Source organism: Gordonia sp. LMA167 (assembly GCF_058130025.1).
Genome location: NZ_CM176708.1, coordinates 3,245,715 through 3,271,286, shown reverse-complemented (window position 1 = coordinate 3,271,286; position 25,572 = coordinate 3,245,715). Strand labels below are relative to the sequence as shown.

Below are 25,572 nucleotides of genomic sequence, written 5' to 3'. Positions count from 1 at the left end.
GGTCAGCCGCCGACCCGCTCGATCTCGCCGCCGAGGCGACGAAGATTCTCCACGAACCTGGGGTAGCCGCGATCGATGTGCTCGACGTCGTGCACCTCGGTGACGCCATCGGCCACGAGTCCGGCGAGCACGAGTCCCGCGCCCGCACGGATGTCCGAACACCACACCGGCGCACTGGAGAGCCGCTCGATGCCCCGCAGCACCGCGTGATGACCGTCGGTCCGGGCGTCGGCGCCAAGGCGAACCATCTCCTCGACGAAACGGAACCGGGCCTCGAAGACGTTCTCGGTGATCACCGACATCCCATCGGCGATCGATGCCATCCCGATGGCCATCGGCTGCAGGTCCGTCGGGAATCCGGGAAACGGAAGTGTCGATACGTTCACCGCAGTCGGCCGGCGGTCCTGGCGGACCCGGAAACCGTCGGAGAAACGGTCGACCTGCGCACCGGCGTCACCGAACTTGTTGAGAACCAGTTGGAGATGTTCGGGCGCAACCCCCCGCACGGTCACATCCCCGCGAGTCATGACCGCAGCGATCCCCCACGTCGCGCCGACGATCCGGTCGCCGACCACGCGATGAGTCGTCGGGTGGAGCCGGTCGACCCCGGTAACCTCGAGCGTCGACGTCCCGGCTCCCTCGATCAGGGCGCCCATCTGCTGCAGCATCACACAGAGATCGACGATCTCGGGCTCACGCGCCGCGTTGTCGATGGTGGTCACGCCGTCGGCGAGCACAGCGGCCATCAGGATGTTCTCGGTCGCGCCCACCGATGGGAACTCGAGGGCAACCGGCGCTCCGACCAGCGCATCGGCTTCCGCGACGACACATCCGTGCTCGATCGAACTGTGGGCACCCAACGCGCGCAGCCCCGCCTGATGCATGTCGAGCGGACGCGACCCGATCGCATCCCCGCCGGGCAATGCCACCACGGCGCGATGACACCGGGCCATCAGCGGCCCGAGCACACACACCGACGCCCGGAACTGCTTCACGGCGTCGAAGTCGGCGTGGAACTTCGGTTCGGCGGGCGCCTCGATCATCACGGTGTCACCGTCGATCGTGACGACCGCGCCGAGTCCACGCAGGACATCGGCCATCAGCGGTACGTCGGCGATCTCCGGCGAGTTGGTCAATGTGGTCGTGCCCTCGGCGAGCAGAGATGCCGCCATCAGCTTGAGCACACTGTTCTTGGCGCCACCCACGGACACCTCGCCCGACAGACGGGCTCCCCCGGACACCAGAAAGCGATCACTCACGGTGCCACCTTAGCCGTCACCATCGGCGCCTCCACGGGCGCCGCGGCCGCGCTCGCGCGCGGGCGGTCGTCGGCGATCGCCACCGGGAACCCATTTCACGTCGCCGGTGCCGTGCGGCGGACGATTGGCCACGCGAGACAGGATGAACAAGAGATCCGACAGCCGGTTCAGGTACCGGGCCGGCAACACGTTCGTCGTGGCCGGGTCCGCCTCCACGGCCGCCCACGCCGATCGCTCCGCCCGGCGACTCACCGTGCGCGCATGGTGCAGCAGAGCGCTCAACCGGCTCCCGCCCGGCAGGATGAACGAATCCAGCGCGGGCAGGCCGTCCCCGAACTGATCACACCAGACCTCGAGAGCATCGATGTAGTCCTGCTCGATACGCAACGGCGGATACTCGGGATCCGGCACCACCGGCGTGGCGAGGTCAGCACCGGCGTCGAACAGGTCGTTCTGGATGGTCGTCAGCACCTCGGCGATCTCCGCGGGCACGTCATCGCCCAGAGCCAGCGCCATGCCGATCACGGCGTTCGCCTCGTCGCAGTCTGCGTAGGCAGCGACCCGGACGTCGGTCTTGGCAACCCGGGAGAAGTCGCTGAGGCCGGTGGTGCCGTCGTCACCGGTCCTTGTGTAGATGCGCGTCAGATGTACTGCCATGAACCGAATCTACTGCCCCGGCCCCGCGCCGGACCCATCGCTGTCCCGGTCAGGCGCTCCGGCGTCGTTGCGAACGCCGGGACTGCCGCGATTCCAGCCAGGATTGGAATGCGGTGACCGCTCCCGGTGCCATCGCCAGCTCGTAGGCCCGACCCTCCGCGTCCGCGCCCGGTGCCAGCTCGAGGATGATCATGCCTTCCAGGATGTCGGCCTCCGTCCCGAACGGCCGACGTCGTCCGGTGATCTCGATGGATTGGCGCGCCAAGGTGCGGGTCGGTCCGGGGCGCAGAGCGGTCAGACGGAAATAGCGCAGCGCATCGTCGCTGTAATGGACTGTGCCATGGCGCCATCCGTGGTCGTCGGCGGCAGGGATGTCCCGCAACAGCACCGGTGTGCCCATCCGGCGGAGCTGGCTCAGCCGATACGCGAGCAGCGCACAGCCCACCAACGCGACGACCAGCAACATTCCGAGCAAGATCGCGACCAACGACACCAGGCGTACCTCCGGGAACCGGCCACGGGTGGGCTGAAGTGCGGTGCGGCGGGGCTGTCGGGCACCGATGCTGGAGTCAAGCGACTCCGGTCGCAGCCGTTCCTGACACCAGCATGCCAGATGGGCGGGCCCGGACCTCCATCCGGTGACCAACGCGACGTCGCGAGAACCCGACACAGCACGACGGCCGGTCATCGCCTCGTGTGAGGTGATGACCGGCCGTCGTTGCGATCTTCGGCGTGCCGACTGGCCTACTTGCCCGCGTGCTCGGCAGCGGCCAGGCGGGAGTGGGCGCGGTTGTACTCGTCGCTACCGGGTTCCGCGGCGTCCATCGCGGCACGTTCCGCCGCCGGATCGATGCCGTCGGCCCACTGCGCTGACTCGGCGAGAACCGTCACCGCCTCTCCGGTCACCGACAGGAAACCGCCCTGTACGGCCAGAGAGCGACGATTGCCACCTTCCTCGACGATCACGACGAAGCCGCCGGCGACCAGTTGCCCCAACAGCGGCTCGTGGTGCGCGAGCACGCCCAGCTCACCAGAGGTGGTCTGCGCGATGACGAAGGTGCACTCGCCCGAGTACATCCGGTCATCGGCCGCGACGACCTCGACGTGAAAGGACTTCTCAGCCATGATGATTCGCTACTTTCCGGTGATCTTGGCGGCCGCGGCCTCCACGTCGTCGAGTCCACCGCAACTGTTGAAGGCCTGTTCCGGCAGATGATCGAACTCACCCTTTGCGACCCGGTCGAACGCTTCGATGGTGTCCGCGAGCGGCACGACCGAACCCTTCTGGCCGGTGAACTTCTCGGCGACGAGGAAGTTCTGGCCGAGGAACTTCTGGATGCGACGCGCACGCTGCACCGTCACCTTGTCCTCTTCGGACAGCTCGTCCATACCGAGGATGGCGATGATGTCCTGGAGTTCCTTGTACTTCTGCAGGATTCGCTTGACCTCATTGGCGACGCGGAAGTGCTCGTCACCCACGATCGACGCCTCCAGGATTCGCGAGGTCGACGTCAGCGGGTCCACGGCCGGGTAGATACCCAGCTGCGAGATCGGACGAGAGAGCTCGGTGGTCGCGTCGAGGTGGGCGAAGGTGGTGGCCGGCGCCGGGTCGGTGTAGTCGTCGGCGGGGACGTAGATCGCCTGCAGCGAGGTGATCGAGCGACCCTTGGTCGAGGTGATCCGCTCCTGCAGCTCACCCATCTCGTCGGCCAGGGTCGGCTGGTAGCCCACCGCGGACGGCATACGGCCGAGGAGGGTCGACACCTCCGAACCGGCCTGGGTGAACCGGAAGATGTTGTCGATGAAGAGCAGCACGTCCTGGTGCTTCACATCGCGGAAGTACTCCGCCATCGTCAGCGCCGAGAGGGCCACACGCATACGCGTGCCCGGCGGCTCATCCATCTGACCGAACACCAGCGCGGTGTCCTGCAGAACGCCCATCTCCTCCATCTCGAGGTGGAGGTCGGTGCCCTCACGCGTACGCTCACCGACGCCGGCGAATACCGACGTACCGGAGAACTCGCGCGCGATACGGGTGATCATCTCCTGGATGAGCACGGTCTTGCCCACGCCGGCACCGCCGAACAGGCCGATCTTGCCGCCCTTCACATACGGGGTCAGCAGGTCGATGACCTTGATGCCCGTCTCCAGGATCTCGGTCTTGCCCTCGAGCTCGTCGAAGGGCGGCGGCTTGCGGTGGATGCTCCACTGCTCACCGTCACGACCGAGCCCCGGGCTGTCGAGGCAGTCGCCGAGCGCGTTGAACACGTGGCCCTTGACGACGTCACCGACGGGCACGACGATCGACTTGCCGGTGTCGGAGACGGTTGCGCCGCGCACCAGGCCATCGGTGGGCTGCATGGAGATCGTGCGCACCAGGTTGTCACCGAGGTGCTGCGCGACCTCGAGGGTCAGGGTCTTTGCCACTGCTTCGAGGGCCACCTCGGCGTGCAGGGCGTTGAACAGGTCTGGGATCGAGCCCCGCGGGAACTCGACGTCGACGACGGGGCCGATGATGCGGACGACCCGGCCGTCGGCCGAACCCGTCGAAGCATCCGAGGGTGTGGATACTGCTGCAGTCATTGTGGTTGGGTCACTTCCTCTTTGGGTCTAAAGGTCGCCGGGGTGTGGTCAGGTCGCCAGGGCGCTGGAGCCGCCGACGATCTCGCTGATCTCCTGCGTGATCTGCGCCTGGCGGAGCTGGTTGGCCTCACGGGACAGCGTGGTGGCCAGTTCCTCGGCGTTGTCGGTCGCCGCCTTCATCGCGGTCCGACGTGCCGCGGACTCCGACGCAGCCGAATCCAGCAAGGCTGCATACACGCGAGTGGCCACGTACTTCGGCAGCAGCGCGTCCAGCAGTTGCTCGGGACCCGGCTCGAAAGCGTAGTTTCGCGACGGTTTGTGGATCTCTGCTTCCATCTCGTCGTCCTCCTCGGAGACGACGAGCGGAGCGATCCGACGCACCTCAGGCGACTGCGTCAACATGGACACGAACTTGGTGAAGACGAGATGGAGTTCGTCGATCCCCTCCAGAGTGCCGTCCCCACCCGGGCGATCCACCTGTTCACCGGAACCGGCGAGGAACAGATCGACCAGGAAATTCGTGGCGGTGCTGGCGTCGGAGTAATCCGGCGCCTGGGAGAAACCGGTCCACGAGTCCGCGACCCCGGTACCACGGAAACTGAAGAAGCCGACGCCCTTCTGCCCCATGACGAACAGCACCGGCTCTTTGCCCTCGTCCCGCAGGAGGGCGATGAGCTCGCGGGTGGCCCGCAGCACGTTCGAGTTGTAGCCACCGCACATTCCGCGATCGCTGGTGACCACCAGGATCCCGGCACGACGAGGATTCTCCCGCTGCACCAGCAGCGGATGGTCGAGCGAACCGGCGTTGCTCGCGAGTTCGGACAACACCTCGGTCATCTCGTGTGCATACGGCTGGGCCGCCTTCACACGGGCCTGCGCCTTGGTGATGCGCGAGGTCGCGATCAGTTCCTGGGCCTTGGTGATCTTCTTGGTGGAATTCACCGACCGGATGCGTGAGCGCAGCTCACGAATGCTGGCCATGAGCCCTCACCCCTTCCTTCGGACGACTGGCGGACGGCGCGGTCACGACTTGCGAACCGTGATCTGCTCGTGCTCGACGTCGCCGGAGTCCATCGCCTTGGCCTCGGCCTCGTTCACCACACGCTGGCCGTCGTGGGTCAGGTAGCTGTTCTTGAACTTGTTGGTCTCGGCGACCAACGCCTCGGCGTGATCGTCGCTGAGTGCCTTGCCCCCGGCGATCGCGTCGTAAACGCCCTTGGCCTCGTGGTGCAGGTGGGACAGCAGCTGGGTCTCGAAGTTGCGGATGTCGTTGACCGGCACCGAATCGTAGTGGCCCTCACCGCACAGGTAGATCGAGACGATCTCGTCCTCGACCGAGAACGGGGTGTACTGGTCCTGCTTGAGCATCTCGACCCACCGGGCACCACGCTCGAGCTGCGCCTTCGATGCGTCGTCCAGGTCCGAGGCGAACGCCGAGAACGCCTCGAGCTCACGGAACTGGGCCAGCTCCAGACGCAGCGAACCGGACACCTTCTTGAGGCCCTTGGTCTGTGCGGCACCACCGACGCGGGACACCGAGGTACCGACGTTGATGGCCGGACGGACGCCCTTGTTGAAGAGGTCGGACTCGAGGAACACCTGACCGTCGGTGATGGAGATGACGTTGGTCGGGATGAAGGCGGAGACGTCGTTGGCCTTGGTCTCGATGATCGGCAGACCGGTCATCGAGCCGCCACCCATCTCGTCGGAGAGCTTCGCGCAACGCTCCAGCAGACGAGAGTGCAAGTAGAAGACGTCACCGGGGTATGCCTCGCGGCCCGGCGGGCGACGCAGCAGCAGCGAGATCGCGCGGTAGGCCTCGGCCTGCTTGGTCAGGTCGTCGAACACGATCAGGACGTGCTTGCCCTGGTACATCCAGTGCTGGCCGATGGCCGAACCGGTGTAGGGCGCCAGCCACTTGAAGCCTGCCGAATCCGAGGCGGGAGCCGCGACGATGGTGGTGTACTCCATCGCGCCGGCCTCCTCGAGGGCGGTCTTGACGCCCGCGATGGTCGAACCTTTCTGGCCGATGGCGACGTAGATGCAGCGCACCTGCTTCGCGGGGTCGCCCGAGTCCCAGTTGGCCTTCTGGTTCAGGATCGCGTCGATGCAGACGGCGGTCTTGCCGGTCTTACGGTCACCGATGACCAGCTGACGCTGGCCGCGGCCGATCGCGGTCATCGCGTCGATGGCCTTGATACCCGTGGCGAGTGACTCCTCGACCGGCTGACGCTCGAGCACGGATGCCGCCTGCAGCTCGAGGACGCGCTGCTCTTCGGCCTCGATGTCACCCAGACCGTCGATGGGTGCACCCAGCGGGTCGACGACGCGACCGAGGAACTTGTCGCCGACGGGCACCGACAGCACCTCGCCGGTACGGCTGACCTGCTGGCCTTCTTCGAGCGACTCGTAGTCACCGAGGATGACGGCGCCGATCTCGTCCTCGTCGAGGTTCAGAGCCACACCGAGGACGCCGCCCTCGAACTGCAGCAGCTCGTTGGCCATTGCCCCCGGCAGTCCGCTGACGTGCGCGATGCCGTCCGCGGTGTCGGTGACGATGCCCACCTCGTCTCGGGAGGCATCGGCTTCGAACGACGAGACATACTGCTCGATCGCTCCCTTGATTTCGTCTGGTGAGATCGTCAACTCCGCCATGGGTTCTTGTCTTTCTGGGTCAGTCCGGCTGGTGGGTTCTTGGTTCGAAAGGATGTGGATGGTCGGTGGATCAGCGCGGGAGGCTCTCGGCCGCCTTGGCGAGCCGCGTGGCGACGTCCGCCTCGATGAGCTCGTCACCGACACCGATGCGCAGACCACCGATCAGCGCGGGGTCCACTTCCGTCTGGATCGAGATCGTGCGTCCGTACACGTTGCCGAGCACGACCGCGAGGCGCGCGCTCTGCGCATTGCTGAGGGGGGACGCGGAGACCACGTGGGCCACCGACTCGCCACGTCGAGCGGCCGCGAGTTCGGCGAGGTGCCCGACTGCGACCTCGGCCGGCTGACCGTGCAGCAACGAGATCGTGTGGGACAGCAGGTACCAGGTGTGATCGCTCACCTGATCGCCGATCAGCGACCGCAGAAGCTCGTTGCGCTTGCGCGCATCCCGTGTGTGATCCGAGAGCAACGAGGCGAGTTGCGGATTCGCGTCCAGCAGACGACCGACCCGGAACAGCTCGTCCTCGACCTGCTCGATGGACCCGTCACGCTCGGCGGCGGTGAGCACGATGAGGGCGGCCTGCCGACGCAGACCACTCACGAAGTCCGAGGTCGATGCCCAGCGGCCGGTACCCGCCGAGATGAGCACGGTCAGCACCACCGGCGAGACCTTGTTCTCGAAGAGCCCGCGGACCAGCGATTCCTTCGCCCCGGGGTGCTCGGTCAGCTCCGACAGCTTCTTACGCAGCACCGGCTGCTTGTTGAGGAAGGCCAGAACGCCGACCAACTCGTCGGCGGCCGCGGTGAGCTGCGCACCGTCGAGGTCGCCGGCGGCCTCGTCGAAGGCCTTGGCCATCGCTCGAGCCGATTCCCGGCTACCGGCCCGCATCGAGTGCAGGCCGATCAGTTCGACGCTGGCCGGGATCGTCTCCGGGGTGCTGACCGACATCGACTCGAGTTCGTCGATGACGCTGTCGATGCTCTTCGACTGCGCATCGGCGTCGGCGAGGTGTGACCGCACCAGTTGCCCGGCACCGTCGACCGCGCTGAGTCCGAGCTCGGCTCGCAGTTGCCGGACCAAGTTCGCCCGGACCAACTCGCTCTGGGACTTGCCGTGCTCGGTGATCCGCTTGACCTCGGCGTCGGCCTGGGCGCGGATGTCCTCCTGAATCCCCTTGGCGTCCTGGAGTGCGCCGCGGTGGAGTTCCTCGGCTTCCTTCTTCGCCTCGGCGATCGCCCGGTCGTGCGCTGCCTTCGCATCGGCCACGCGTGCCGACGCGGTCTCGCTGTCGGTGATCTGCTGGCCGATCGCTTCCTGCTGGTTCACGACCGCACGCCGCAGCGGCGGAAGGACGAACTTCCAGAACAGAAACGCGATGACCGCAAAGCCGATCAGCTGTCCGATGAAGATATCCACTGTCTTAGTTCACCGTCTCCGTCTGCTCGGCCTTGTCGGCCTTGGTGACTTCATAACCCAACACTCGGCCGGCCAGCTCCTCCGACAGACGATCGACATCCCGGCGTGCGGTTGTCATGGCGTCGTCGGCATCGACCTTGAGCGCCTTGCTGTTCTCCTCGAGGCGGGCGTCCGCCTCTTCGGTAGCGCGTCGCTTGGCGTCCGACAGCTCGTCATTGGCCTTGGCCCGTGCCTCGTCCCGAATACCGGTCGCATCGCCTCGGGCGTCCTTCATCGCGGCCCGGTACTCGGTCTCGGCGTCCTCATAGCTCGCCGCAGCCGCCCGGTTGTCCTCGGCCGTCTTCGCGACCCGCGCATCACGCTCGTCGAGCACCTTCACGATCGGCGGAACGACCATGGTCCGGATGACGACGAGCACGATCACGAAGATCAACAGACACGCGAAGAAGGTGCCGTTTGGTATGAGGAAGTTCTCTGCGGCGAGATTCATGGTTGAGCTTGTTCCCTAGTGAGGTTAACCGTCAGGAGGCAGAGATCGGGGTGGCGAACACGAACAGGGCCATGAAGGCCAGGTTGATGAAGTACGCCGCCTCGACGAGACCCACGGTGATGAAGAACGGTGTGAACAGGCGCCCCTGGGCTTCCGGCTGCCGAGCAATGCCGGCGATCAGCTGCGAACCGGCGATACCGTCGCCGATGCCGGCACCGATTGCGCCACCGCCCATGATGAGGCCGCCGCCGATCAACGCGCCCATACCGATCATTGGATCCATTGAGAACTTTCCTTTCGGGTGAAACTGACAATCGGGTTGCCAGGTCTCTTTGCGGTCCCGGCCGGCGGCGCCGACCAGGGTCGAACTAGTGGTGGTCTTCCTCGAGCTCCATCGCCTGGCTGAAGTAGAGGATCGTCAGCAGCGCGAAGATGAAGGCCTGGATCAAGCCGACGAACAGGTCGAAGGACTTCCAGATCGCGTTCGGCGCCCACAGGATGTACGCCGGGAAGAGTGCGATCAGGGCGACCATGATGCCGCCGGCGAACATGTTGCCGAAAAGTCGGAGGGACAGCGAGACCGGCTTGGCGATTTCCTCGATGATGTTGATCGCCGCGAGCGCCGGCACGTGGCCCTTGACCAATAGCTTCAGGTGCTTCAGCGGACCGCGGCGGCGCATACCTGCCGCCTGATACCAGACGAAGACGAACAGAGCGAGCGCGTAGACGAAGTTGACGTCCGAGGCCGCGACCTTGAGCACTTCGTGGCTGGCGCCCTCGGAGTTCGCGTACTGGACCGGCAACACCGAAAACCAGTTGGCGATCAGGATGTAAGTGAACAATGTGACGGCCAGTGGCAGGACGAATCCGGCGATCTTCATACCGATCGCCCCTTCAATCTGACTGCGCATCTGCACGGTGATGACTTCGAAATAGAGCTGCACCGTGTTGGGCTTGCGGTTGGTGATCTTGTACCGCACGAAGAACGCCAGGGCGATCACGATCACGGCGGCAAGCGCACTGGCGACGATGGTGTCGACGTTCCACGTCATGCCGAGCCACTCGACCTCGTTGTGGTGGCCGACCTCGATCTGCGCCTCGGCCAGGTAAGACGTTGCGGTCATAGCTGCTTACGAAGTCCTTTCATAACCGGAATCACCGTGTTGAGGACCAGGATCACCTGGCCAATGGCAAGTCCGAACATCGCGCCCAACCCGTCGGGCCGGACCAGGATCGCCGCCAACAATGCCAGCACGGTGATGGCCCCGAGCCGGAATGCCGAGTTGACGGCGAGAGCTTGCTTTCGAGGATGTTCTTGGGAGGCGACGACCTCGACCGCCCGCCTGACCAGGATCGTGTTGATGAAGATCGCCACGGTCCCGGCGATGAAGAAGACCGCGAACCAGATGTGCCCGACCGCGATGCACAGCCCCAGGACGATGGCGGCGACCACTGCGGCAAAGATGCCTGGACGACGCAATCCGGTCGGTGCGGCCGGATAATAGGACGTCGAGTCAGGGGCAGCTGTGCTCATTCGCCTCTCCTCAACTCCAAACCCCGTGCCCTTGGGCACAGGTCAGCGCGCGTGCGATCGGCGACTGGCGTCACCGGACGTAAGCTCGCGGTTTTCTGTGACACTACCAACACTCACCCGCGCGCCCCCCATGGGGTATGCGCGCCGCAGAGCAGGTAGAGCGTCGATGCGGTGCGAGACATGCCGCCACTTTTGCCGGACCGCTTGCGCTCGCACCGACGTCGACCTACTACGAGCGATAGTACATGGCTTTTACCAAGGCGTTACCCAGGGGTACCTTTGCGCCCCGATCGCCGAGTTCTACAGCGATCCGCCCCGGATCAGGTCCGGCCGGCGACCGAATCGGTCGGGTCCGCACGCTCGGCACGTCCCCGGGTCCGGAACTCGGCGAACCGCCGCTGCAACCGGGGCGCCATGGTGACCAGCAGCGCAATGATGAGTCCCCCACCGAACATCGGCGCGACGACCGATACAGGGAACAGGGTACTTGCCGCCGCGGAAAAGGCCAGCACACCCACCCAGAGGTAGATGATGAGGGCCACCCGGCGTTGCGAATGCCCGAGTTCGACGAGCCGATGATGCAGGTGCATCTTGTCCGGTGTGTAGAATCCGACTCCCGCCCGGGTCCGGCGCACGACGGCCATCAGCATGTCGAGCATGGGCACGAACACGACCGCGGCGACCAGGATCAGCGGCGACAGCAGCGTGAAGACGTCGGCGGGACCGTAGGCGTTCATCGCGATGCGACCGGACGCACTCGTCGATGCAGCGGCGAGCATCAGTCCGATGAGCATCGCACCGGAATCACCCATGAAGATGCGCGCCGGCGAGAAGTTGTGCGGGAGGAAGCCGAGGCAGGCGCCGGCCAGCACCGTCGATATCAGGGCCGGCGGGTAATAGCTGACATCACCGCCCTGGTCATGCAGCAGCCCCAGCGAGAACATGCAGATGGCCGAAGCCGAGATCAGGCCGAGGCCGGCGGCGAGTCCGTCGAGGCCGTCGATGAAGTTGACCGCGTTGATGGTGGCCACCGTGATCGCCACGGTCAGCAGGCCCGCTTGCAGCGGATCGAGGACCACGGTCCCGATGTCGGCGAACGGGACGTAGAGCAGATACCAACTGACGCCCATGATGACCAGGACACCGGCCGCGGTGAGCTGGCCGACGAACTTGGTGAGTGCGTCGAGTCCCCATCGGTCGTCGATGATCCCGACCACCACGATCACGGTCCCGGACACGATCACCGCACTCATGTCGCTGGTGTAGGCGAACCCGCGGGTCAGCGCCGGCAGATTGGCGGCCAGTGCGATGGCGGCCACGACCCCGGCGAACATCCCGAGACCACCGAGCCGCGGAGTGGGGATCACGTGCACGTCACGGACCCGGGGTACCGCCACGGCACCGACGCGGATGGCGAACACCCGAACCAGGGAGGTCAGCAAGTAGGTCACCGCCGCAGCGGTCAACCCGACAAGTGCGAGCTCACGCAGTGGGACACCCGCACCGCCGGTGTCGACGACCGACAGCGCCGTCAACTGGACCCCGGGACCTCCGGCGGCCAGTGGCTGGCCGGCGAGACCGGCGACGGTATCGAACACCGGCACCAGGCTACCCGCCGAGCCTGGTTCGGATTTCCCGACGGATCCCGGCGTGTTGGCTGCTTCCGGCTTCGCCACCCAGAGCGCGGACCATCCAGTCGGCGACCACCGGCATGTCCGCGACGTCGAGCCCGCCGAGCACCGCGCAGGGCATCCCGATCCGGATCGCCGATCCGGCCGTGACGGGTTGGGGATCGAACGGCAACACCGTGCGGTCGACGACGATGCCGGCCGAGTCCAACCGGCGCTGGGCTTCGACGCCGGTGAGCTCTCGGGCCGAGACGTCCACCACGGCGAGATGCATGTCGGTGCCACCGCTGACGATGCGCAGGCCCCGCGACGAGAGCTCGTCTCCGAGCCGCTGGGCGGTCGCGACCGTCGCCGTCGCGTAGCGGGCGAACTCGGCGCCGCCGGCCTCGCGCATGCACACCGCCTTGGCAGCGACCGAGCTCATGGCGGGCCCGCCCTGGACGAAGGGATGAACCGCCTTCTGCAAGGCGCTGCGATGCGCCTCCCGGGCCAGGATCATCCCACCGCGCGGGCCCTGCAGGACCTTGTGCGTCGACAATGTCACCACGTCTGCGTAGGGCACCGGAGAGGGCACCACTCCCCCGGCCACCAGGCCGGCCAGGTGAGCAGCGTCGATCCACAGGATCGCCTCCGCCTCGTCCGCGATGCTCCGCAGCGCGGCGAAATCGATGAGTCGGGAGTAGGCGGAACTGCCCGCGACGATGATGCTCGGCCGGTGCACCAGGGCGAGGTCCCGGAGTTCGTCATAGTCGATCAGCTCGTCCGAGCGCCGCACCTCGTAGTGGATCGGCGCAAACCATCGGCCCGAGAAATTCGCACGGGACCCATGGGTCTGATGTCCGCCGTGGGCGAGCCGCAGGGCCAGGACCGGATCGCCCGGTTGTGCAAAAGCCGCATAGACGGCGAGATTGGCGACGCTGCCGGAGAGAGGCTGGACGTTGGCGTAGTCGGCGCCGAACAAGTCGGTGGCGCGGTCGATCGCGAGCTGTTCGACTTCGTCGGCGACCTCGCAGCCGCCGTGGAACCGCGCTCCGGGATAGCCCTCGGCGTACTTCGCACCCAGATCGGAGGCCAGTACCGAACGGACCTCGGGACTGGCCGGTGTCTCACTGGCCAGCAACTGCAAGGTGGTCGAGCGACGACGTGACTCACGTTCGATCAGCTCGGCGACAACCGGATCCGTGAGCGGATTGGCCATGGATCAGCGAGGGGTCAGCACATCGACGTCGAGGTCGAGGACCTCGGCGATGGCCTCGCGCGACACCGCGCCCTCACGCAGGATTCGGGGTGTGACGCCCGTGAGGTCGACGATCGTGGATGCCTGCGCCGCTGCGGCCGGTCCACCGTCGAGATAGATGGAGACCGACTCCCCGAGTTGCTCACGCGCCTCGTCGACCGTCGTCGCCGGAGGTCGACCGGAGACGTTGGCGCTCGACACCGCCATCGGCCCGACCTCACGCAGCAGTTCGATCGCGACCGGGTGAAGTGGCATGCGCAGCATCACCGTGCCGTCCGTGTCGCCGAGGTCCCACGCCAGGGACGGCGCCTGCTGTACCACCAGACTCAGGCCGCCCGGCCAGAAGGCCTCCACCAGATCCCGTGCGGCGGTCGACACCGAGAGGACGAGTCCGTCGATCGTGTGCCAGGAGCCGACCAGGACCGGCACCGGCATGTCACGACCACGCCCCTTGGCCGCCAGCAACGAGGCAACGGCCTCGGAGTCGAACGCCTCACACCCGATGCCGTACAACGTGTCCGTCGGGAGGACGACCAACCGGCCGGCCTTGGCCGCTCCGACGGCCGCGCGGATCCCGGCCGCGCGCGTGTCCGGTTCACCACAGTCGAATACCGTGCTCACCCGGCCATCCTCCCATGGTCACCGACGCCGGTATCGCATCGCCCCGACAGCGCCGACGAGTTTCGGCGCGCGGTGACGAACCGCGGGCGCCCGGCGAGGTCCCGGTGCGCGCGGACCTCGACGAACAAACCGGTCGACTCCACCGCCGACACGACGAGGTCAGACGTCGACTCGTCGTGCTCGATCCCGACGACGCCGTCCGGCCGCAAAAGGTCTGCGACGACCGGGAGCATCGGCCGGATCACCGACATCCCGTCCGGCCCGGCGAAGACCGCCTCCGCCGGATCATGGGCGACCTCCGGCGAGACCTCGACGAGTTCCGGCACGTAGGGCGGGTTGGTCACCACGACATCCACTGTGCCCGGATAGATCTCGTCTCGCATCACAGACCGGTCGGTGACGTCGGCGGCCAGCACCGAGATTCGCCGGCGGACGTCGGCAGGCGCCGACTCGACGTTGCGCCGCAACCATTTCAGCGCCTCGGCCGACTTCTCGACGGCTCGTACATGCGCGGTCGGCGCCATGGTCGCCACGGCGATCGCCAACGCACCACTACCGCTGCACAGGTCGACGACCGACGCGGCGTCGCCCCCTGCCGCGCCGAGGCATCCGACGGCCCATTCGGCGAGGAACTCTGTCTCCGGCCGTGGCGTGAACACCCCGGGACCAACCGCGAGTTCGGTGGGCCCGAACGCCGTCGTCCCGATGATGTGCTGCAACGGGATTCGGCCTGCACGTCGCGCCACCGCCGCCCGGAAACGATCGCGTTGATCGGATTCGAGCGCATCCACGGTCACCAGCCGCCCCCGGTCGATCCCGAGGATCGCGACCATCAACCACTCGGCGTCGGCGCGGGGACTGTCGACGCCCGCATCACCCAGACACTTCTGGGCCCAAGCCAATTCGACGTCGGCGCGGTGCGCGCTCGGTTTGGTCATCGCCTCACTGGGCTTCGAGCCGGGTCTGACGATCCGCCGTCACCAGCGCGTCGAGCAGCGCGTCCATGTCGCCGTTGAGTACCGCATCGAGGTTGTTGGCCTTGTACCCGATCCGATGGTCGGTGATGCGGTTCTCGGGAAAGTTGTAGGTCCGGATCCGTTCGGAACGGTCGACCGTACGAATCTGGGCGGCACGGCCCTCGGCCGCGGCCGCATCGGCTTCTTCTTCGGCAGCCAGCTGCAGGCGCGCGGCGAGAACCTGCATCGCCCTCGCCTTGTTCTGCAATTGCGACCGCTCGTTCTGGCAGGTCACCACGATACCCGTGGGGAGGTGGGTCAGGCGGACCGCCGAATCGGTGGTGTTGACGCCCTGTCCGCCTTTACCCGACGATCGATAGACGTCGATGCGGAGGTCGGACTCGTCGATCTCGACCTGCTCGACCTCTTCGGGCTCGGGATAGATCAGCACACCGGCAGCCGACGTGTGGATGCGACCCTGCGACTCGGTCACCGGTACACGCTGTACGCGATGCACACCGCCCTCGAACTTCAGGCGCGACCAGACACCGTCACGCAGCTGCTCTTTGGCCTTGATCGAGATGGTGGCCTCTTTGTAGCCGCCGAGATCACTCTCGGTGACGCCGAGAACCTGGGCCCGATAGCCGCGTCGCTCACAGTATTTGAGGTACATCCGCGCGAGGTCGGCGGCGAAGAGCGCCGATTCCTCACCGCCGGCTCCGGACTTGATCTCGAGAACCACGTCGTCGGCGTCGTGCGGGTCGCGCGGCGCCAGCAGGTCGGTCAGTGTCGCATCGAGTTCGGCCACGGCCTCTTCCAGCGCCGGGATCTCGTCGGCGAAGGCCGGATCGTCGGCCGCCAGCTCGCGAGCAGCGGCGAGGTCGCCACGGGCGGCCTCCAGCCGACGGTGGGTGGCCATGATCGGCGCGAGCTCGGCGAAGCGCTTACCGACGCGCCGAGCGGTCGCGGGATCGTCGTGCAACGACGGATCCGCCAGCTGCGACTCGAGGCCCGCATGCTCGGCGAGGATGTCATCGATCGCCGACGGACTCTGCGTGGTCACCTGGACTCACCTCTCACTGCTGGCTTCGCGCGTCCCGGGGACGGCGGGAAGAAACGAAAACGACGCCCACCCGACGTGCTGTGCACGCGCGGTGGGCGTCGTCGATCAAGCTACTTGTCGGCGTCGGCCTTCTTGGTCCGCTTGCCGTAGCGCTTCTCGAACCGGGCAACGCGACCGCCGGTGTCGAGGATCTTCTGCTTACCGGTGTAGAACGGGTGGCACTGCGAGCAGACCTCGACGTTGATCCGTCCGTTCGCCGCGGTGCTGTGGGTCTCGAAGGTGTTCCCGCAACCGCAGACGACGGTGGTCGCCGCGTACTCGGGGTGAATTCCCTGCTTCATCTGGTTGTCCCTTTCTGTGGTCGCCGGGTCACCATCGGGGATCGACGGTGTGAACCGGAACCGGACTCGACCGCTCAGTATGCCACGCAGGTGTCCTCACCTGGAAATCCATCTGACGGTCCGCCCCTTCAACGCCACCACAGCCCGCGGCATTCCCGGCCCGACCCCCTTCACGGAGGTCGACCGGGGACGCGCGCTCGGCTCGGACGTCGAGAAGAGCGACTAGTCGTCGTTCATCGCTCCCGGAGCGGTCTTCTGGACCTGCATGAGGAACTCGATGTTGGTCTTGGTCTTCTTGAGCTGACTGATCAGCAGGTCGATGGCCTGTTGGGAATCCAGCCCGGACAGCACACGCCGCAGCTTGTGCACGATCTGGAATTCCTCTGGCGACAAGAGCAACTCGTCCTTACGCGTACTGGACAGGTTGACATCGACGGCCGGGAACACGCGGCGTTCGGAGATCTTCCGATCGAGCTTGAGCTCGGCGTTGCCGGTGCCCTTGAACTCCTCGAAGATCACCGTGTCACCGGTGGAACCCGTCTCGACCAGCGCCGAGGCGATGATCGTCAACGAACCTCCGTGCTCGATGTTGCGCGCGGCACCGAGGAATCGCTTCGGCGGGTACAGCGCGGTGGAATCGACACCGCCGGACAGGATTCGACCCGACGCCGGCGACGCGTTGTTGTACGCACGACCCAGACGTGTGATCGAGTCCAGCAGCACGACCACGTCCCGGCCGTTCTCCACGAGGCGCTTGGCGCGCTCGATCGCCAGCTCGGATACCGAGGTGTGATCTGACGGTGGACGGTCGAAGGTCGACGCGATGACCTCACCCTTGACCGATCGCTGCATGTCGGTGACCTCTTCGGGACGCTCGTCGACGAGCACCACCATGAGGTGACATTCCGGATTGTTGGTCGTGATCGCGTTGGCGATGTCCTGAAGGATGGTCGTCTTACCCGCCTTCGGCGGCGACACGATCAGTGCACGTTGCCCCTTGCCGATCGGCATGATCAGGTCGATGACGCGCGTGTCGAGTCGTTCCGGCGTCGTCTCCAGCCGCAGACGCTGATTCGGGTACAGCGGCGTCAGCTTGTTGAACTCCGGACGCTTCTTGGCGGTCTCGATGTCGGTGCCGTTGACCGTGTCGAGCCGGACCAGCGGGTTGAACTTCTGCCGCTGGTTGGGCTGCTCGCCCTCGCGGGGCAACTTGACCGCACCGGTGATCGCGTCACCGCGGCGCAGGCCGTTCTTGCGCACCATGTTCATCGACACGTAGACGTCGTTGGGCCCGGCGAGATATCCCGACGTACGCACGAACGCGTAGTTGTCGAGAACGTCGAGGATGCCCGCCACCGGCTGCAAGACGTCGTCCTCGGAGACCTGCGGTTCGCCACCACCGGACGAGTCGCGGTCACGCCCGCGACGCCGTTCGCGGAATCGCCGTCCGCGACGGCCGCGACCGTCACCGTCATCGTCATTGTTGTTGCGATTGTCGTTGCGGTTGTTCTGCGGGCCGCCCTGGTTCTGGGTGTCGCGGTTCTGCCCACCATCGCGCTGGTTGTCGCGGTTCTGGCCGCCGTCGCGCTGGTTGTTGTCGCGATTCTGGCCGCGACCCTGGCCGTCACGCCCCTGGCCCTCGCGGCCCTGGCCGTCACGGTTCTGGTTGCGATTCCGATTGCGACCGCGCTGGTCACCCCCGTCGGCGGAGTCGTCCGGTGCGCCGGAGGTGTCCTTCTTGTCGGTGTCCTTCTTGTCGACATCGGTCGAGGTCGTCGCCGGCGCTTCGCCCGTCTGGGCAGCTGCCGACGCGGTCGGCTCGCCGTCGGTCGAGGCCTCCTCCGCTGCCGGACGGGCGCGACGCCGCCCACGGGCCGGCGCAGCGGCTTCCCCGGTCTTCGCCTCGGCACTCTTGTTCTGCCCGCCCTTGGTGGCCTTGGTCTCACCGGCCTCGGCATCGGAGATGGTCATCTGCCCATCGCCGCTCTTCGGCGCCGGTGCGGCGCCCCCCTGGCGCTCCTTGATCGCGGCGATGAGGTCGCCCTTGCGCATCCCCGAGGTTCCCTTGATGCCGAGTTCGCCGGCCAGGGCGCGGAGCTCGGTGAGCACCATTGCAGAGAGCCCGGTGCGGGCCCGCGTCGAGGAGCCTCGTGTGGTCGAACTCACCGCAGACGAGGAGCCGGAGCTGTCCTCGGTGCTCGAAGCGTCTGGAGCGGTGATCAGGTCCGTATCCGTCACGGATATCCTTTCGTTCCCCCTGCAGGCCTGAGCTGCGTCGGGGTTCCCGTTGTCGTCCCACCTCATTCAGGTGGGACTTCGTCCTCGTCGGAGTTGTCTCTGGGATTCTCCTCAGAAGACGGTCAGAAGAAATGTGGTCCGCGGCGGTGTGTCCGCTGGTAGTGCTGAGCATCCCCGGACAGCAGATCGTGCATCTGGCACCGGGCCAGAAGCCGGGATCGTTGATCGGAGAGGAGCACGGCAAGACAAGCCTGCGCGGCTAGACCAGTACATGGTAACGCGTTCGGATGATACGGGCAACACGCGTCGAACACCATTCGGAGTGCCGGACCGTCGCACCGATGCGCTACGCGAGTGTCTCACCCTCCCGACCAGGCGACTCAGGCGCGCCCGTGAGTGACCTCGACCCCGCCGGCGATCGCAACCGTCGCCGGCACGAACCCCAGTGCGGTCGCCACCTCGCGCGCGTCGGGCGGTACGGGGCCGACAGACAGGGCCAGGACGGTGGGACCCGCACCGGACACCGTCGCAGCGTGTCCCCGCCGGCGCAGCGCCGCCACGAGTTCCGCGGTCGCCGGCATCGCCTCCGACCGATAGTCCTGGTGGAGCCGGTCGGCGGTGGCGGCGAACAACGCCGTGGGGTCGGAGGTCAGCGCGACGACGGCGAGTGCGGCGCGACTGACGTTGAACACCGCGTCCGCGCGTGGGACGACCTCGGGCAGCAGACCGCGGGTGACCGACGTGGACGACTCGGTGTCGGGCACGAAGACCGTTGCGGTGATGTCGGGATGCACCACGAGCCTGCGGGCGTGGTATCGATTCCCGTCCTGGCCTTCCGGTCCGCCGGCGGCCGGGTCAGTGTTCTCGATCCAGGTCACCACCGCGGACCCGAGCACACTCGCTGCGGCGTTGTCCGGGTGTCCCTCGAACTCCGACGACAGCTGGACGAGTTCGTCGGGACGCAACGCCGGCCGGACTCCCGCCTCCACCAACAGCCCCGACGCCGCAGCGAGACCCGACACCGCGGCCGCGGCCGAGGAACCGAGCCCGCGAGAGTGCGGAATGGCGTTGACGCACCGCAGCTTCAGGCCGGGCGCGGCGACACCCGACTGAGCCAGACCGCGCGCGATCGCGCGGGCGACGAGGTGTCGCTCGTCGCGCGGCACGTCGGCGGCACCCTCACCGTCGACCTCCACCTCGACGCCACCCGCCGTGGTGGTCTCGACGATCAATTCGTCGTAGATACCCAATGCGACACCGAGACAGTCGAAACCGGGACCGAGGTTCGCACTCGACGCCGGAACGCGAACTCGCACCGAGATACCCCCGGGTAGCAGCACCTTCGGGTCGGTCACGGCAGTGTCGTCGGTCATCGCGGTGGTGCCACCCATGGACTCAGCGGACACCGAGGGCATCGGCCACCGCAACCGGGTCCACCGGGATGGCCTCGACTTCGGGCATCCCGGACAACGCGGTGTCGGGGTCCTTCAGGCCGTTTCCGGTCACCGTGCACACCACGGTCGATCCGGCGGCGATCCAGCCGTCGGCGCGGGCGGCGAGCAGCCCCGCGACGCTGGCCGCAGACGCGGGCTCGACGAAGACGCCCTCACGGCCGGCGACGAGACGGTAGGCCTCGAGGAGCTTTTCGTCGGTCGCGGCCCGGAACTGTCCGCCCGACTCCTCCTTGGCCGCCACCGCCTGGTTCCAGCTCGCCGGTGACCCGATCCGGATCGCGGTCGCGATCGTCTCGGGATTCTTCACGGGTGCACCGTTGACCAGCGGCGCAGCACCGGCGGCCTGCACGCCGAGCATCCGGGGCACCGATGAGGAGACGCCGTCACGCCGGTACTCGGTGTACCCCTTCCAGTACGCGGTGATGTTGCCCGCGTTGCCCACCGGGAGCGCATGGACGTCAGGAGCCCGGCCGAGGACATCGACGATCTCGAAGGCGGCCGTCTTCTGGCCCTCGATCCGCGACGGGTTCACCGAGTTCACCAGTTCGATCTCGGTGAACTCGGCGGTCGCCTTGCGCGCGAGTTCCAGGCAGTCGTCGAAATTGCCCTGCACCTGGATGATCTTGGCGCCGTGCATGACCGCCTGGGCCAGTTTGCCCATCGCGATCTTGCCCTCGGGGATGAGCACGGCGCAGGTGATCCCGGCGCGAGTGGCATACGCGGCAGCCGAGGCCGACGTGTTGCCGGTGGAGGCGCACAGAACGGCGGTCTTGCCGTTGTTGACCGCGGTGCTGACCGCCATCGTCATCCCGCGGTCCTTGAACGACCCTGTCGGGTTGAGGCCTTCCACCTTGAGGTACACCTCGCAGTCGGTGAGCTCCGACAGGTGCGGCGCCGCGATGAGCGGGGTCCCACCCTCGAGCAGGGTGACCACCTGCCAGTCGTCACCGACCGGCAGTCGGTCACGATAGGCCTCGATCAGGCCGGGCCAGCGCTGGTGCACCGGGGTGGCGTCAGTCATCGGTTCCTTCCAATCGCAGGACGCTCGACACCTTGAGGACGGCATCCATGTCTTCCAGTGCCGCAACGCATTCCGATTGCGCGCGGTCGGGGGCCCGGTGGGTGACCACGATCAGTCGGGCATCGTCGCCGGCACCCTCCTGCCGGACCGCGGCGATGGACACCGACCGCTTCGAGAATTCTCCCGCCACCTGGGCGAGGACACCGGCACGGTCGGCCACCTTCATCGACACGTAGTAGCGCGTCGGGACGTCGTCCATGGGGGCGATCGGCAACGAGGCGTAGGTCGACTCGAGCGGCCCACGACCGCCGTGCACCTTGTTGCGCGCCGCCATCACCATGTCTCCCAACACCGCGGACGCCGTCGGCGAACCTCCGGCTCCCTGACCGTAGAACATCAGCCGACCCGCGTTCTCCGCCTCCACGACCACGGCGTTGAATGCTCCGTTGACGGTGGCCAACGGATGGCTGAGCGGAATGAGAGCGGGATAGACACGCGCCGAGATGCGTTGGCGTCCATCGGCGTCGTGCACGCGCTCGCAGATGGACAGCAGCTTGATCGTGCAGTCGAACTTCTTGGCCGCCACGAGATCGTCCGCGGTGACCGACGAGATGCCCTCACGGTGCACGTCGGCCGCGGTGACGCGGGTGTGAAAGGCGATGGACGCCAGGATCGCCGCCTTGGAGGCGGCGTCGTAGCCCTCGACGTCGGCCGTCGGGTCGGCCTCCGCATACCCGAGGCGACCCGCCTCGGCCAGCGTGTCGGCGTAGTCCGCCCCGGTCTCGGCCATCGCCGACAGGATGAAGTTGGTTGTGCCGTTGACGATTCCGGCAACCGTCTCGACCGTGTCGCCGGCGAGCGACTGCATCAGCGGGCGCACCACCGGGATCGCGCCGGCCACGGCGGCCTCGAAATACAGGTCAACCTTGGCATCGGCCGCCGCGGTCGCCAGCTCGCCGGTGTATTCGGCCAGCAGCGCCTTGTTGGCAGTGACGACCGACTTCCCACTCTCCAGAGCAGCGCGGATCAGTGCGCGCGCCGGATCGATGCCGCCCATGAGTTCGACGACGATGTCGACGTCGTCGCGGGCGACCAGCCGCGCGGGATCATCGGTCAGCAGCTCCTGTGCCACCTTGCGGGGTTTGCCCAGGTCACGTACCGCAACACCACGCAACTCGACGGGTGCACCCACCCGCGAACGCAGATCATCGGCGTTCTCCTCGATGATGCGTACCACCTCGGCACCGACGTTGCCCATGCCGAGCACGGCCACGCCGATCGTGCGGTTTCGGTTTTCGCTCATTCGGTCACCTCCAGGGTGAGGAAGTCCTCGATCGTCTCACGACGCAGCATCAGGCGCGCCGAGGAGTCCCGCACAGCCGCCACCGCGGGACGCATCGCCATGTTGTAGCGGCTCGACATCGAATAGCAGTACGCGCCGGTGGCCGCGACGGCGACCAGGTCACCCGGCGCCAGGTCGCCCGGCAACCAGCAGTCCTTGATGACGATGTCACCGCTCTCACAATGCTTTCCGACGACCCGACTCACCACGGCCGGCGCATCCGAGACCCTCGACACCAGGCGGATGTCGTACTCGGCCTGATAGAGCACGGTCCGGATGTTGTCACTCATACCTCCGTCGACCGACACGTAACGACGGATCGCGTTCTTGCCGACGGTCACATCCTTGACGGTCCCCACGCGGTACAGCGTCACGGTCCCCGGGCCCGCGATGGCGCGTCCGGGCTCAACCGCGATGGTGGGCATCGGCAACCCCACCGCAGCCGACTCGCGGCGCACGATGTCGGCGAGAGTTCCCGCGACGTCGCCGACGGGCAGCGGGTCGTCCTCCGGGAGGTACGAGATCCCCAGTCCACCACCGAGATCCACGATCGACATCTGTGCGGTCTTGTCCACGCCGAACTCGGCGACGACGTCCTTGAGGAGCCCGAGCACGCGATGAGCGGCAAGTTCGAAGCCGTCCATGTCGAAGATCTGCGATCCGATGTGGCTGTGTAGGCCGACGAGGCGCAGGTTGTCGGTCGCGAACACTCGGCGCACCGCCTCCATGGCGACACCACCGGCAAGGGCGAACCCGAACTTCTGGTCCTCATGGGCGGTCGCGATGAATTCGTGGGTGTGTGCTTCCACCCCCACGGTCACCCGCACCAATACGTCGGCCACCAGACCGCGTTCACCGGCGAGCGCATCAAGCCGCTCGATCTCGATCATCGAGTCGAGCACGATGTGTCCGACACCGGCATCGAGCGCCATGGCCAGCTCGTCGACACTTTTGTTGTTGCCGTGCAAAGCAATTCGCTCAGGAGGGAATCCGGCGCGCAACGCGATGGCGAGCTCGCCGCCGGTGCAGACGTCGAGGGACAGCCCTTCCTGCTCCACCCACCGGGCGACCTCTGTGCTCAGAAACGCTTTGGACGCGTAGTGGACCCGGCCATAGGGTCCGAACGCGGCGACCATGTCGGCGCAGCGCGAACGGAAGTCGTCCTCGTCGACGACGAACAGCGGTGTGCCGTAGGTCTCGGCGAGTTCGCCGACGCCGACGCCGGCGATGCGGACCTCACCGGAGTCGTCACGACCCGCGTTGCGCGGCCACACATTTGCCGGGATGCGCGCCAGCTGGACCGGATCGTTCGGTCGCTCCGCGAGATGTGGCGCGGCCAGCAATTCGGCGTGCCGGGGCCCGGCGGGATGGGCGTTCACATCCGCTCCGGAGCGCTCACGCCGACCAGGTCGAGACCGTTGGCCAGCACCTGGCGCGTTGCCGCACACAGCGCGAGGCGGGCGGCGTGGATGTCGGAGGCCGGCTCGTCGCCCTGGGGCAGCACGCGGCAGCGGGCATAGAACCGGTGATAGGCACCGGCCAGTGTTTCCAGATATCGGCAGACACGGTGCGGTTCGCGGAGTTCCGCGGCCGTGGCCACCACTTCGTCGAAATCGCCGATGGTCCGGATGAGTTCCCCCTCGGCCGGATCGTCGAGCAGATCGAGGTGATCGGTCGACCGCTCGAGCCCGAGTTCGACCGCGTTCCGTGACAGCGCAGAGAGCCGTGCGTGCGCGTACTGCACGTAGTAGACCGGGTTGTCGTTGGATTGTCGGCGCAGCAGATCGAGGTCGATGTCGATGTTCACGTCCACCGACGAGCGGATCAGTGCGTAGCGGGCCGCGTCGACACCGACGGCGTCCACGAGGTCGTCGAGGGTGATGACCGTTCCGGCCCGTTTGCTCATCCGCACCGGCTTGCCGTCGCGCACGAGGTTGACCATCTGGCCGATCAGGACCTCGACCGATGCCGGATCGTCGCCGAGGGACGCCGCAGCCGCCTTCAGCCGGGTGATGTACCCGTGGTGGTCGGCGCCGAGCATGTAGATGCAGAGGTCGAAGCCGCGGTTGCGCTTGTCCCGGTAGTACGCGATGTCACCGGCGATGTAGGCCGCATTGCCGTCGCTCTTGATGACGACCCGGTCCTTGTCGTCGCCGAAGTCGGTCGTACGCAGCCACCAGGCCCCGTCGTTCTCGTACAGGTTGCCATTGGCCTTGAGTTCGGCGATGCACTCGTCCACCAGGCCCGATGTGAACATCTTGTTCTCGTGGGTGAAGACGTCGAAGTCGGTGCCGAACTCATGCAGGCTGGACTTGATGTGGTCGAACATCAGATCGACACCGATCGCGCGGAAGGTCTCCAACCGCTCGTCGTCAGGCTGGTCGAGCACTCCGGGCACCTTCGCGACGACCTGGGCGGCGATCTCCCCGATGTATGCGCCGGCGTAACCGTCGTCGGGGGTGGGTGCACCCTTCGCCGCAGCCTCGAGCGACAGGGCGAAGCGATCGATCTGCGTCCCGTGGTCGTTGAAGTAGTATTCGCGGGTCACCGCACCACCCCGTGCGGCGAGCACCCGGCCGAGAGCGTCGCCGACCGCGGCCCAGCGCGTACCCCCCAGGTGGATCGGCCCCGTCGGGTTTGCCGAGACGAACTCCAGGTTGATCGTCCGTCCGCCGAGATCGTCGCCGTGCCCGTAGTCGTTCGCGGTGTCCAGGACCGTGGAGACCACCGAGTTCTGGGCGTCGGTGGCCAGCCACACGTTGACGAAGCCGGGTCCGGCGACCTCGGCCTTCGCTATTCCGTCGGTGGCCGCGAACGCGTCGGCCAGCCATCCAGCGAGGTCGCGCGGGGCAACGCCGAGCTTCTTGCCGAGCCGTAGCGCGATATTGGTGGCATAGTCGCCGTGATCGGCATGGCGCGGACGCTCGACGACGACGTTCTCGGGCACCATGGAGTCATCGAGTCCGTGGTCACGGACTACGGTCAGAGTCACCGCACGCAGTAGCGCAGCGAGGTCGGCGGGAGTCACGGGACACCATCCTATTGGCCCATGTCCGTCGGGAGACAATCGCCTCCG

At 66.7% G+C, this 25,572-nt stretch carries 24 protein-coding genes; all 24 read right to left on the bottom strand.

What is annotated here, in order from left to right; all coding sequences use genetic code 11:
- Nucleotides 1-2: 2 nt before the first annotated feature.
- On the bottom strand, nt 3-1,259 hold the full coding sequence (gene murA / locus ACVT6V_RS14765; RefSeq protein ID WP_489900542.1) for a UDP-N-acetylglucosamine 1-carboxyvinyltransferase: 1,257 nt from the start codon (nt 1,257-1,259) through the stop codon (nt 3-5).
- 9 nt (nt 1,260-1,268) lie between these two features.
- Entirely contained in the window at nt 1,269-1,916 is a 648-nt protein-coding gene (locus ACVT6V_RS14760) for a cob(I)yrinic acid a,c-diamide adenosyltransferase (RefSeq protein WP_489900541.1), read from the bottom strand.
- Between the two features lie 49 nt (nt 1,917-1,965).
- Nucleotides 1,966-2,382 carry a DUF2550 domain-containing protein gene (locus ACVT6V_RS14755; RefSeq protein ID WP_489900820.1) on the bottom strand — a complete coding sequence of 139 codons (417 nt, stop codon included), beginning with the start codon at nt 2,380-2,382 and terminating at the stop codon, nt 1,966-1,968.
- Nucleotides 2,383-2,660: 278 nt separating this feature from the next.
- The gene (locus ACVT6V_RS14750) at nt 2,661-3,041 is read right to left on the bottom strand and encodes a F0F1 ATP synthase subunit epsilon (RefSeq protein WP_489900540.1); all 381 of its coding nucleotides are present in this window, start codon (nt 3,039-3,041) and stop codon (nt 2,661-2,663) included.
- Between the two features lie 9 nt (nt 3,042-3,050).
- Nucleotides 3,051-4,499, bottom strand: a complete 1,449-nt coding sequence (gene atpD / locus ACVT6V_RS14745) for a F0F1 ATP synthase subunit beta (protein WP_489900538.1) — start codon at nt 4,497-4,499, stop codon at nt 3,051-3,053.
- Between the two features lie 48 nt (nt 4,500-4,547).
- Nucleotides 4,548-5,480 carry a F0F1 ATP synthase subunit gamma gene (locus ACVT6V_RS14740; RefSeq protein WP_489900537.1) on the bottom strand — a complete coding sequence of 311 codons (933 nt, stop codon included), beginning with the start codon at nt 5,478-5,480 and terminating at the stop codon, nt 4,548-4,550.
- Nucleotides 5,481-5,522: 42 nt separating this feature from the next.
- Nucleotides 5,523-7,154, bottom strand: coding sequence for a F0F1 ATP synthase subunit alpha (gene atpA / locus ACVT6V_RS14735; RefSeq protein WP_489900536.1), 1,632 nt, complete (start codon nt 7,152-7,154; stop codon nt 5,523-5,525).
- A 70-nt stretch (nt 7,155-7,224) separates the two neighbouring features.
- Nucleotides 7,225-8,571, bottom strand: coding sequence for a F0F1 ATP synthase subunit B/delta (locus tag ACVT6V_RS14730; RefSeq protein WP_489900535.1), 1,347 nt, complete (start codon nt 8,569-8,571; stop codon nt 7,225-7,227).
- 4 nt (nt 8,572-8,575) lie between these two features.
- Nucleotides 8,576-9,061: a F0F1 ATP synthase subunit B gene (locus ACVT6V_RS14725; protein ID WP_489900534.1), complete on the bottom strand. Its 486-nt coding sequence runs from the start codon at nt 9,059-9,061 to the stop codon at nt 8,576-8,578.
- Between the two features lie 31 nt (nt 9,062-9,092).
- A complete protein-coding gene (locus tag ACVT6V_RS14720; protein ID WP_489900533.1) occupies nt 9,093-9,344 on the bottom strand; it encodes a F0F1 ATP synthase subunit C in 252 nt (83 codons plus the stop codon).
- Between the two features lie 85 nt (nt 9,345-9,429).
- The gene (atpB, locus tag ACVT6V_RS14715) at nt 9,430-10,185 is read right to left on the bottom strand and encodes a F0F1 ATP synthase subunit A (RefSeq protein WP_489900532.1); all 756 of its coding nucleotides are present in this window, start codon (nt 10,183-10,185) and stop codon (nt 9,430-9,432) included.
- Nucleotides 10,182-10,595, bottom strand: coding sequence for an ATP synthase subunit I (locus ACVT6V_RS14710; RefSeq protein ID WP_489900530.1), 414 nt, complete (start codon nt 10,593-10,595; stop codon nt 10,182-10,184). The genes atpB and ACVT6V_RS14710 overlap by 4 nt, the downstream gene beginning before the upstream one ends.
- A gap of 320 nt (nt 10,596-10,915) precedes the next feature.
- Entirely contained in the window at nt 10,916-12,157 is a 1,242-nt protein-coding gene (locus tag ACVT6V_RS14705; protein WP_489900819.1) for a glycosyltransferase family 4 protein, read from the bottom strand.
- A gap of 46 nt (nt 12,158-12,203) precedes the next feature.
- The gene (gene glyA, locus ACVT6V_RS14700; protein WP_489900528.1) at nt 12,204-13,421 is read right to left on the bottom strand and encodes a serine hydroxymethyltransferase; all 1,218 of its coding nucleotides are present in this window, start codon (nt 13,419-13,421) and stop codon (nt 12,204-12,206) included.
- 3 nt (nt 13,422-13,424) lie between these two features.
- A complete protein-coding gene (locus ACVT6V_RS14695) occupies nt 13,425-14,081 on the bottom strand; it encodes an L-threonylcarbamoyladenylate synthase (protein ID WP_489900527.1) in 657 nt (218 codons plus the stop codon).
- Complete coding sequence (prmC, locus tag ACVT6V_RS14690) at nt 14,078-15,019, bottom strand: peptide chain release factor N(5)-glutamine methyltransferase (protein ID WP_489900526.1); 942 nt, start codon at nt 15,017-15,019, stop codon at nt 14,078-14,080. Before prmC ends, ACVT6V_RS14695 begins: the two co-directional genes overlap by 4 nt.
- 4 nt (nt 15,020-15,023) lie before the next feature.
- Nucleotides 15,024-16,100: a peptide chain release factor 1 gene (gene prfA / locus ACVT6V_RS14685; protein ID WP_489900525.1), complete on the bottom strand. Its 1,077-nt coding sequence runs from the start codon at nt 16,098-16,100 to the stop codon at nt 15,024-15,026.
- Nucleotides 16,101-16,210: 110 nt separating this feature from the next.
- Nucleotides 16,211-16,441, bottom strand: coding sequence for a 50S ribosomal protein L31 (gene rpmE / locus ACVT6V_RS14680; protein ID WP_489900524.1), 231 nt, complete (start codon nt 16,439-16,441; stop codon nt 16,211-16,213).
- Nucleotides 16,442-16,663: 222 nt separating this feature from the next.
- A complete protein-coding gene (gene rho, locus ACVT6V_RS14675) occupies nt 16,664-18,679 on the bottom strand; it encodes a transcription termination factor Rho (protein ID WP_489900523.1) in 2,016 nt (671 codons plus the stop codon).
- Between the two features lie 380 nt (nt 18,680-19,059).
- On the bottom strand, nt 19,060-20,094 hold the full coding sequence (gene thrB / locus ACVT6V_RS14670) for a homoserine kinase (protein WP_489900522.1): 1,035 nt from the start codon (nt 20,092-20,094) through the stop codon (nt 19,060-19,062).
- Nucleotides 20,075-21,154 carry a threonine synthase gene (thrC, locus tag ACVT6V_RS14665; RefSeq protein ID WP_489900521.1) on the bottom strand — a complete coding sequence of 360 codons (1,080 nt, stop codon included), beginning with the start codon at nt 21,152-21,154 and terminating at the stop codon, nt 20,075-20,077. Before thrC ends, thrB begins: the two co-directional genes overlap by 20 nt.
- Complete coding sequence (locus tag ACVT6V_RS14660) at nt 21,147-22,457, bottom strand: homoserine dehydrogenase (protein ID WP_489900520.1); 1,311 nt, start codon at nt 22,455-22,457, stop codon at nt 21,147-21,149. The genes thrC and ACVT6V_RS14660 overlap by 8 nt, the downstream gene beginning before the upstream one ends.
- The gene (lysA, locus tag ACVT6V_RS14655) at nt 22,454-23,875 is read right to left on the bottom strand and encodes a diaminopimelate decarboxylase (protein ID WP_489900519.1); all 1,422 of its coding nucleotides are present in this window, start codon (nt 23,873-23,875) and stop codon (nt 22,454-22,456) included. The genes ACVT6V_RS14660 and lysA overlap by 4 nt, the downstream gene beginning before the upstream one ends.
- Nucleotides 23,872-25,524: an arginine--tRNA ligase gene (argS, locus tag ACVT6V_RS14650; protein ID WP_489900518.1), complete on the bottom strand. Its 1,653-nt coding sequence runs from the start codon at nt 25,522-25,524 to the stop codon at nt 23,872-23,874. Before argS ends, lysA begins: the two co-directional genes overlap by 4 nt.
- Nucleotides 25,525-25,572 lie beyond the last annotated feature (48 nt).

What these genes read in the sequence shown, in the direction of transcription:
- prmC (WP_489900526.1), bottom strand. Translation starts at nt 15,019, where the DNA reads ATGACCAAACCGAGCGCGCACCGCGCCGACGTCGAATTGGCTTGGGCC.
- thrB (WP_489900522.1), bottom strand. Translation starts at nt 20,094, where the DNA reads ATGCCCTCGGTGTCCGCTGAGTCCATGGGTGGCACCACCGCGATGACC.
- glyA (WP_489900528.1), bottom strand. Translation starts at nt 13,421, where the DNA reads ATGGCCAATCCGCTCACGGATCCGGTTGTCGCCGAGCTGATCGAACGT.
- ACVT6V_RS14660 (WP_489900520.1), bottom strand. Translation starts at nt 22,457, where the DNA reads ATGAGCGAAAACCGAAACCGCACGATCGGCGTGGCCGTGCTCGGCATG.
- atpA (WP_489900536.1), bottom strand. Translation starts at nt 7,154, where the DNA reads ATGGCGGAGTTGACGATCTCACCAGACGAAATCAAGGGAGCGATCGAG.
- ACVT6V_RS14750 (WP_489900540.1), bottom strand. Translation starts at nt 3,041, where the DNA reads ATGGCTGAGAAGTCCTTTCACGTCGAGGTCGTCGCGGCCGATGACCGG.
- ACVT6V_RS14740 (WP_489900537.1), bottom strand. Translation starts at nt 5,480, where the DNA reads ATGGCCAGCATTCGTGAGCTGCGCTCACGCATCCGGTCGGTGAATTCC.
- atpD (WP_489900538.1), bottom strand. Translation starts at nt 4,499, where the DNA reads ATGACTGCAGCAGTATCCACACCCTCGGATGCTTCGACGGGTTCGGCC.
- ACVT6V_RS14710 (WP_489900530.1), bottom strand. Translation starts at nt 10,595, where the DNA reads ATGAGCACAGCTGCCCCTGACTCGACGTCCTATTATCCGGCCGCACCG.
- rpmE (WP_489900524.1), bottom strand. Translation starts at nt 16,441, where the DNA reads ATGAAGCAGGGAATTCACCCCGAGTACGCGGCGACCACCGTCGTCTGC.
- thrC (WP_489900521.1), bottom strand. Translation starts at nt 21,154, where the DNA reads ATGACTGACGCCACCCCGGTGCACCAGCGCTGGCCCGGCCTGATCGAG.
- ACVT6V_RS14760 (WP_489900541.1), bottom strand. Translation starts at nt 1,916, where the DNA reads ATGGCAGTACATCTGACGCGCATCTACACAAGGACCGGTGACGACGGC.
- ACVT6V_RS14755 (WP_489900820.1), bottom strand. Translation starts at nt 2,382, where the DNA reads ATGTTGCTGGTCGTCGCGTTGGTGGGCTGTGCGCTGCTCGCGTATCGG.
- ACVT6V_RS14720 (WP_489900533.1), bottom strand. Translation starts at nt 9,344, where the DNA reads ATGGATCCAATGATCGGTATGGGCGCGTTGATCGGCGGCGGCCTCATC.
- ACVT6V_RS14725 (WP_489900534.1), bottom strand. Translation starts at nt 9,061, where the DNA reads ATGAATCTCGCCGCAGAGAACTTCCTCATACCAAACGGCACCTTCTTC.
- atpB (WP_489900532.1), bottom strand. Translation starts at nt 10,185, where the DNA reads ATGACCGCAACGTCTTACCTGGCCGAGGCGCAGATCGAGGTCGGCCAC.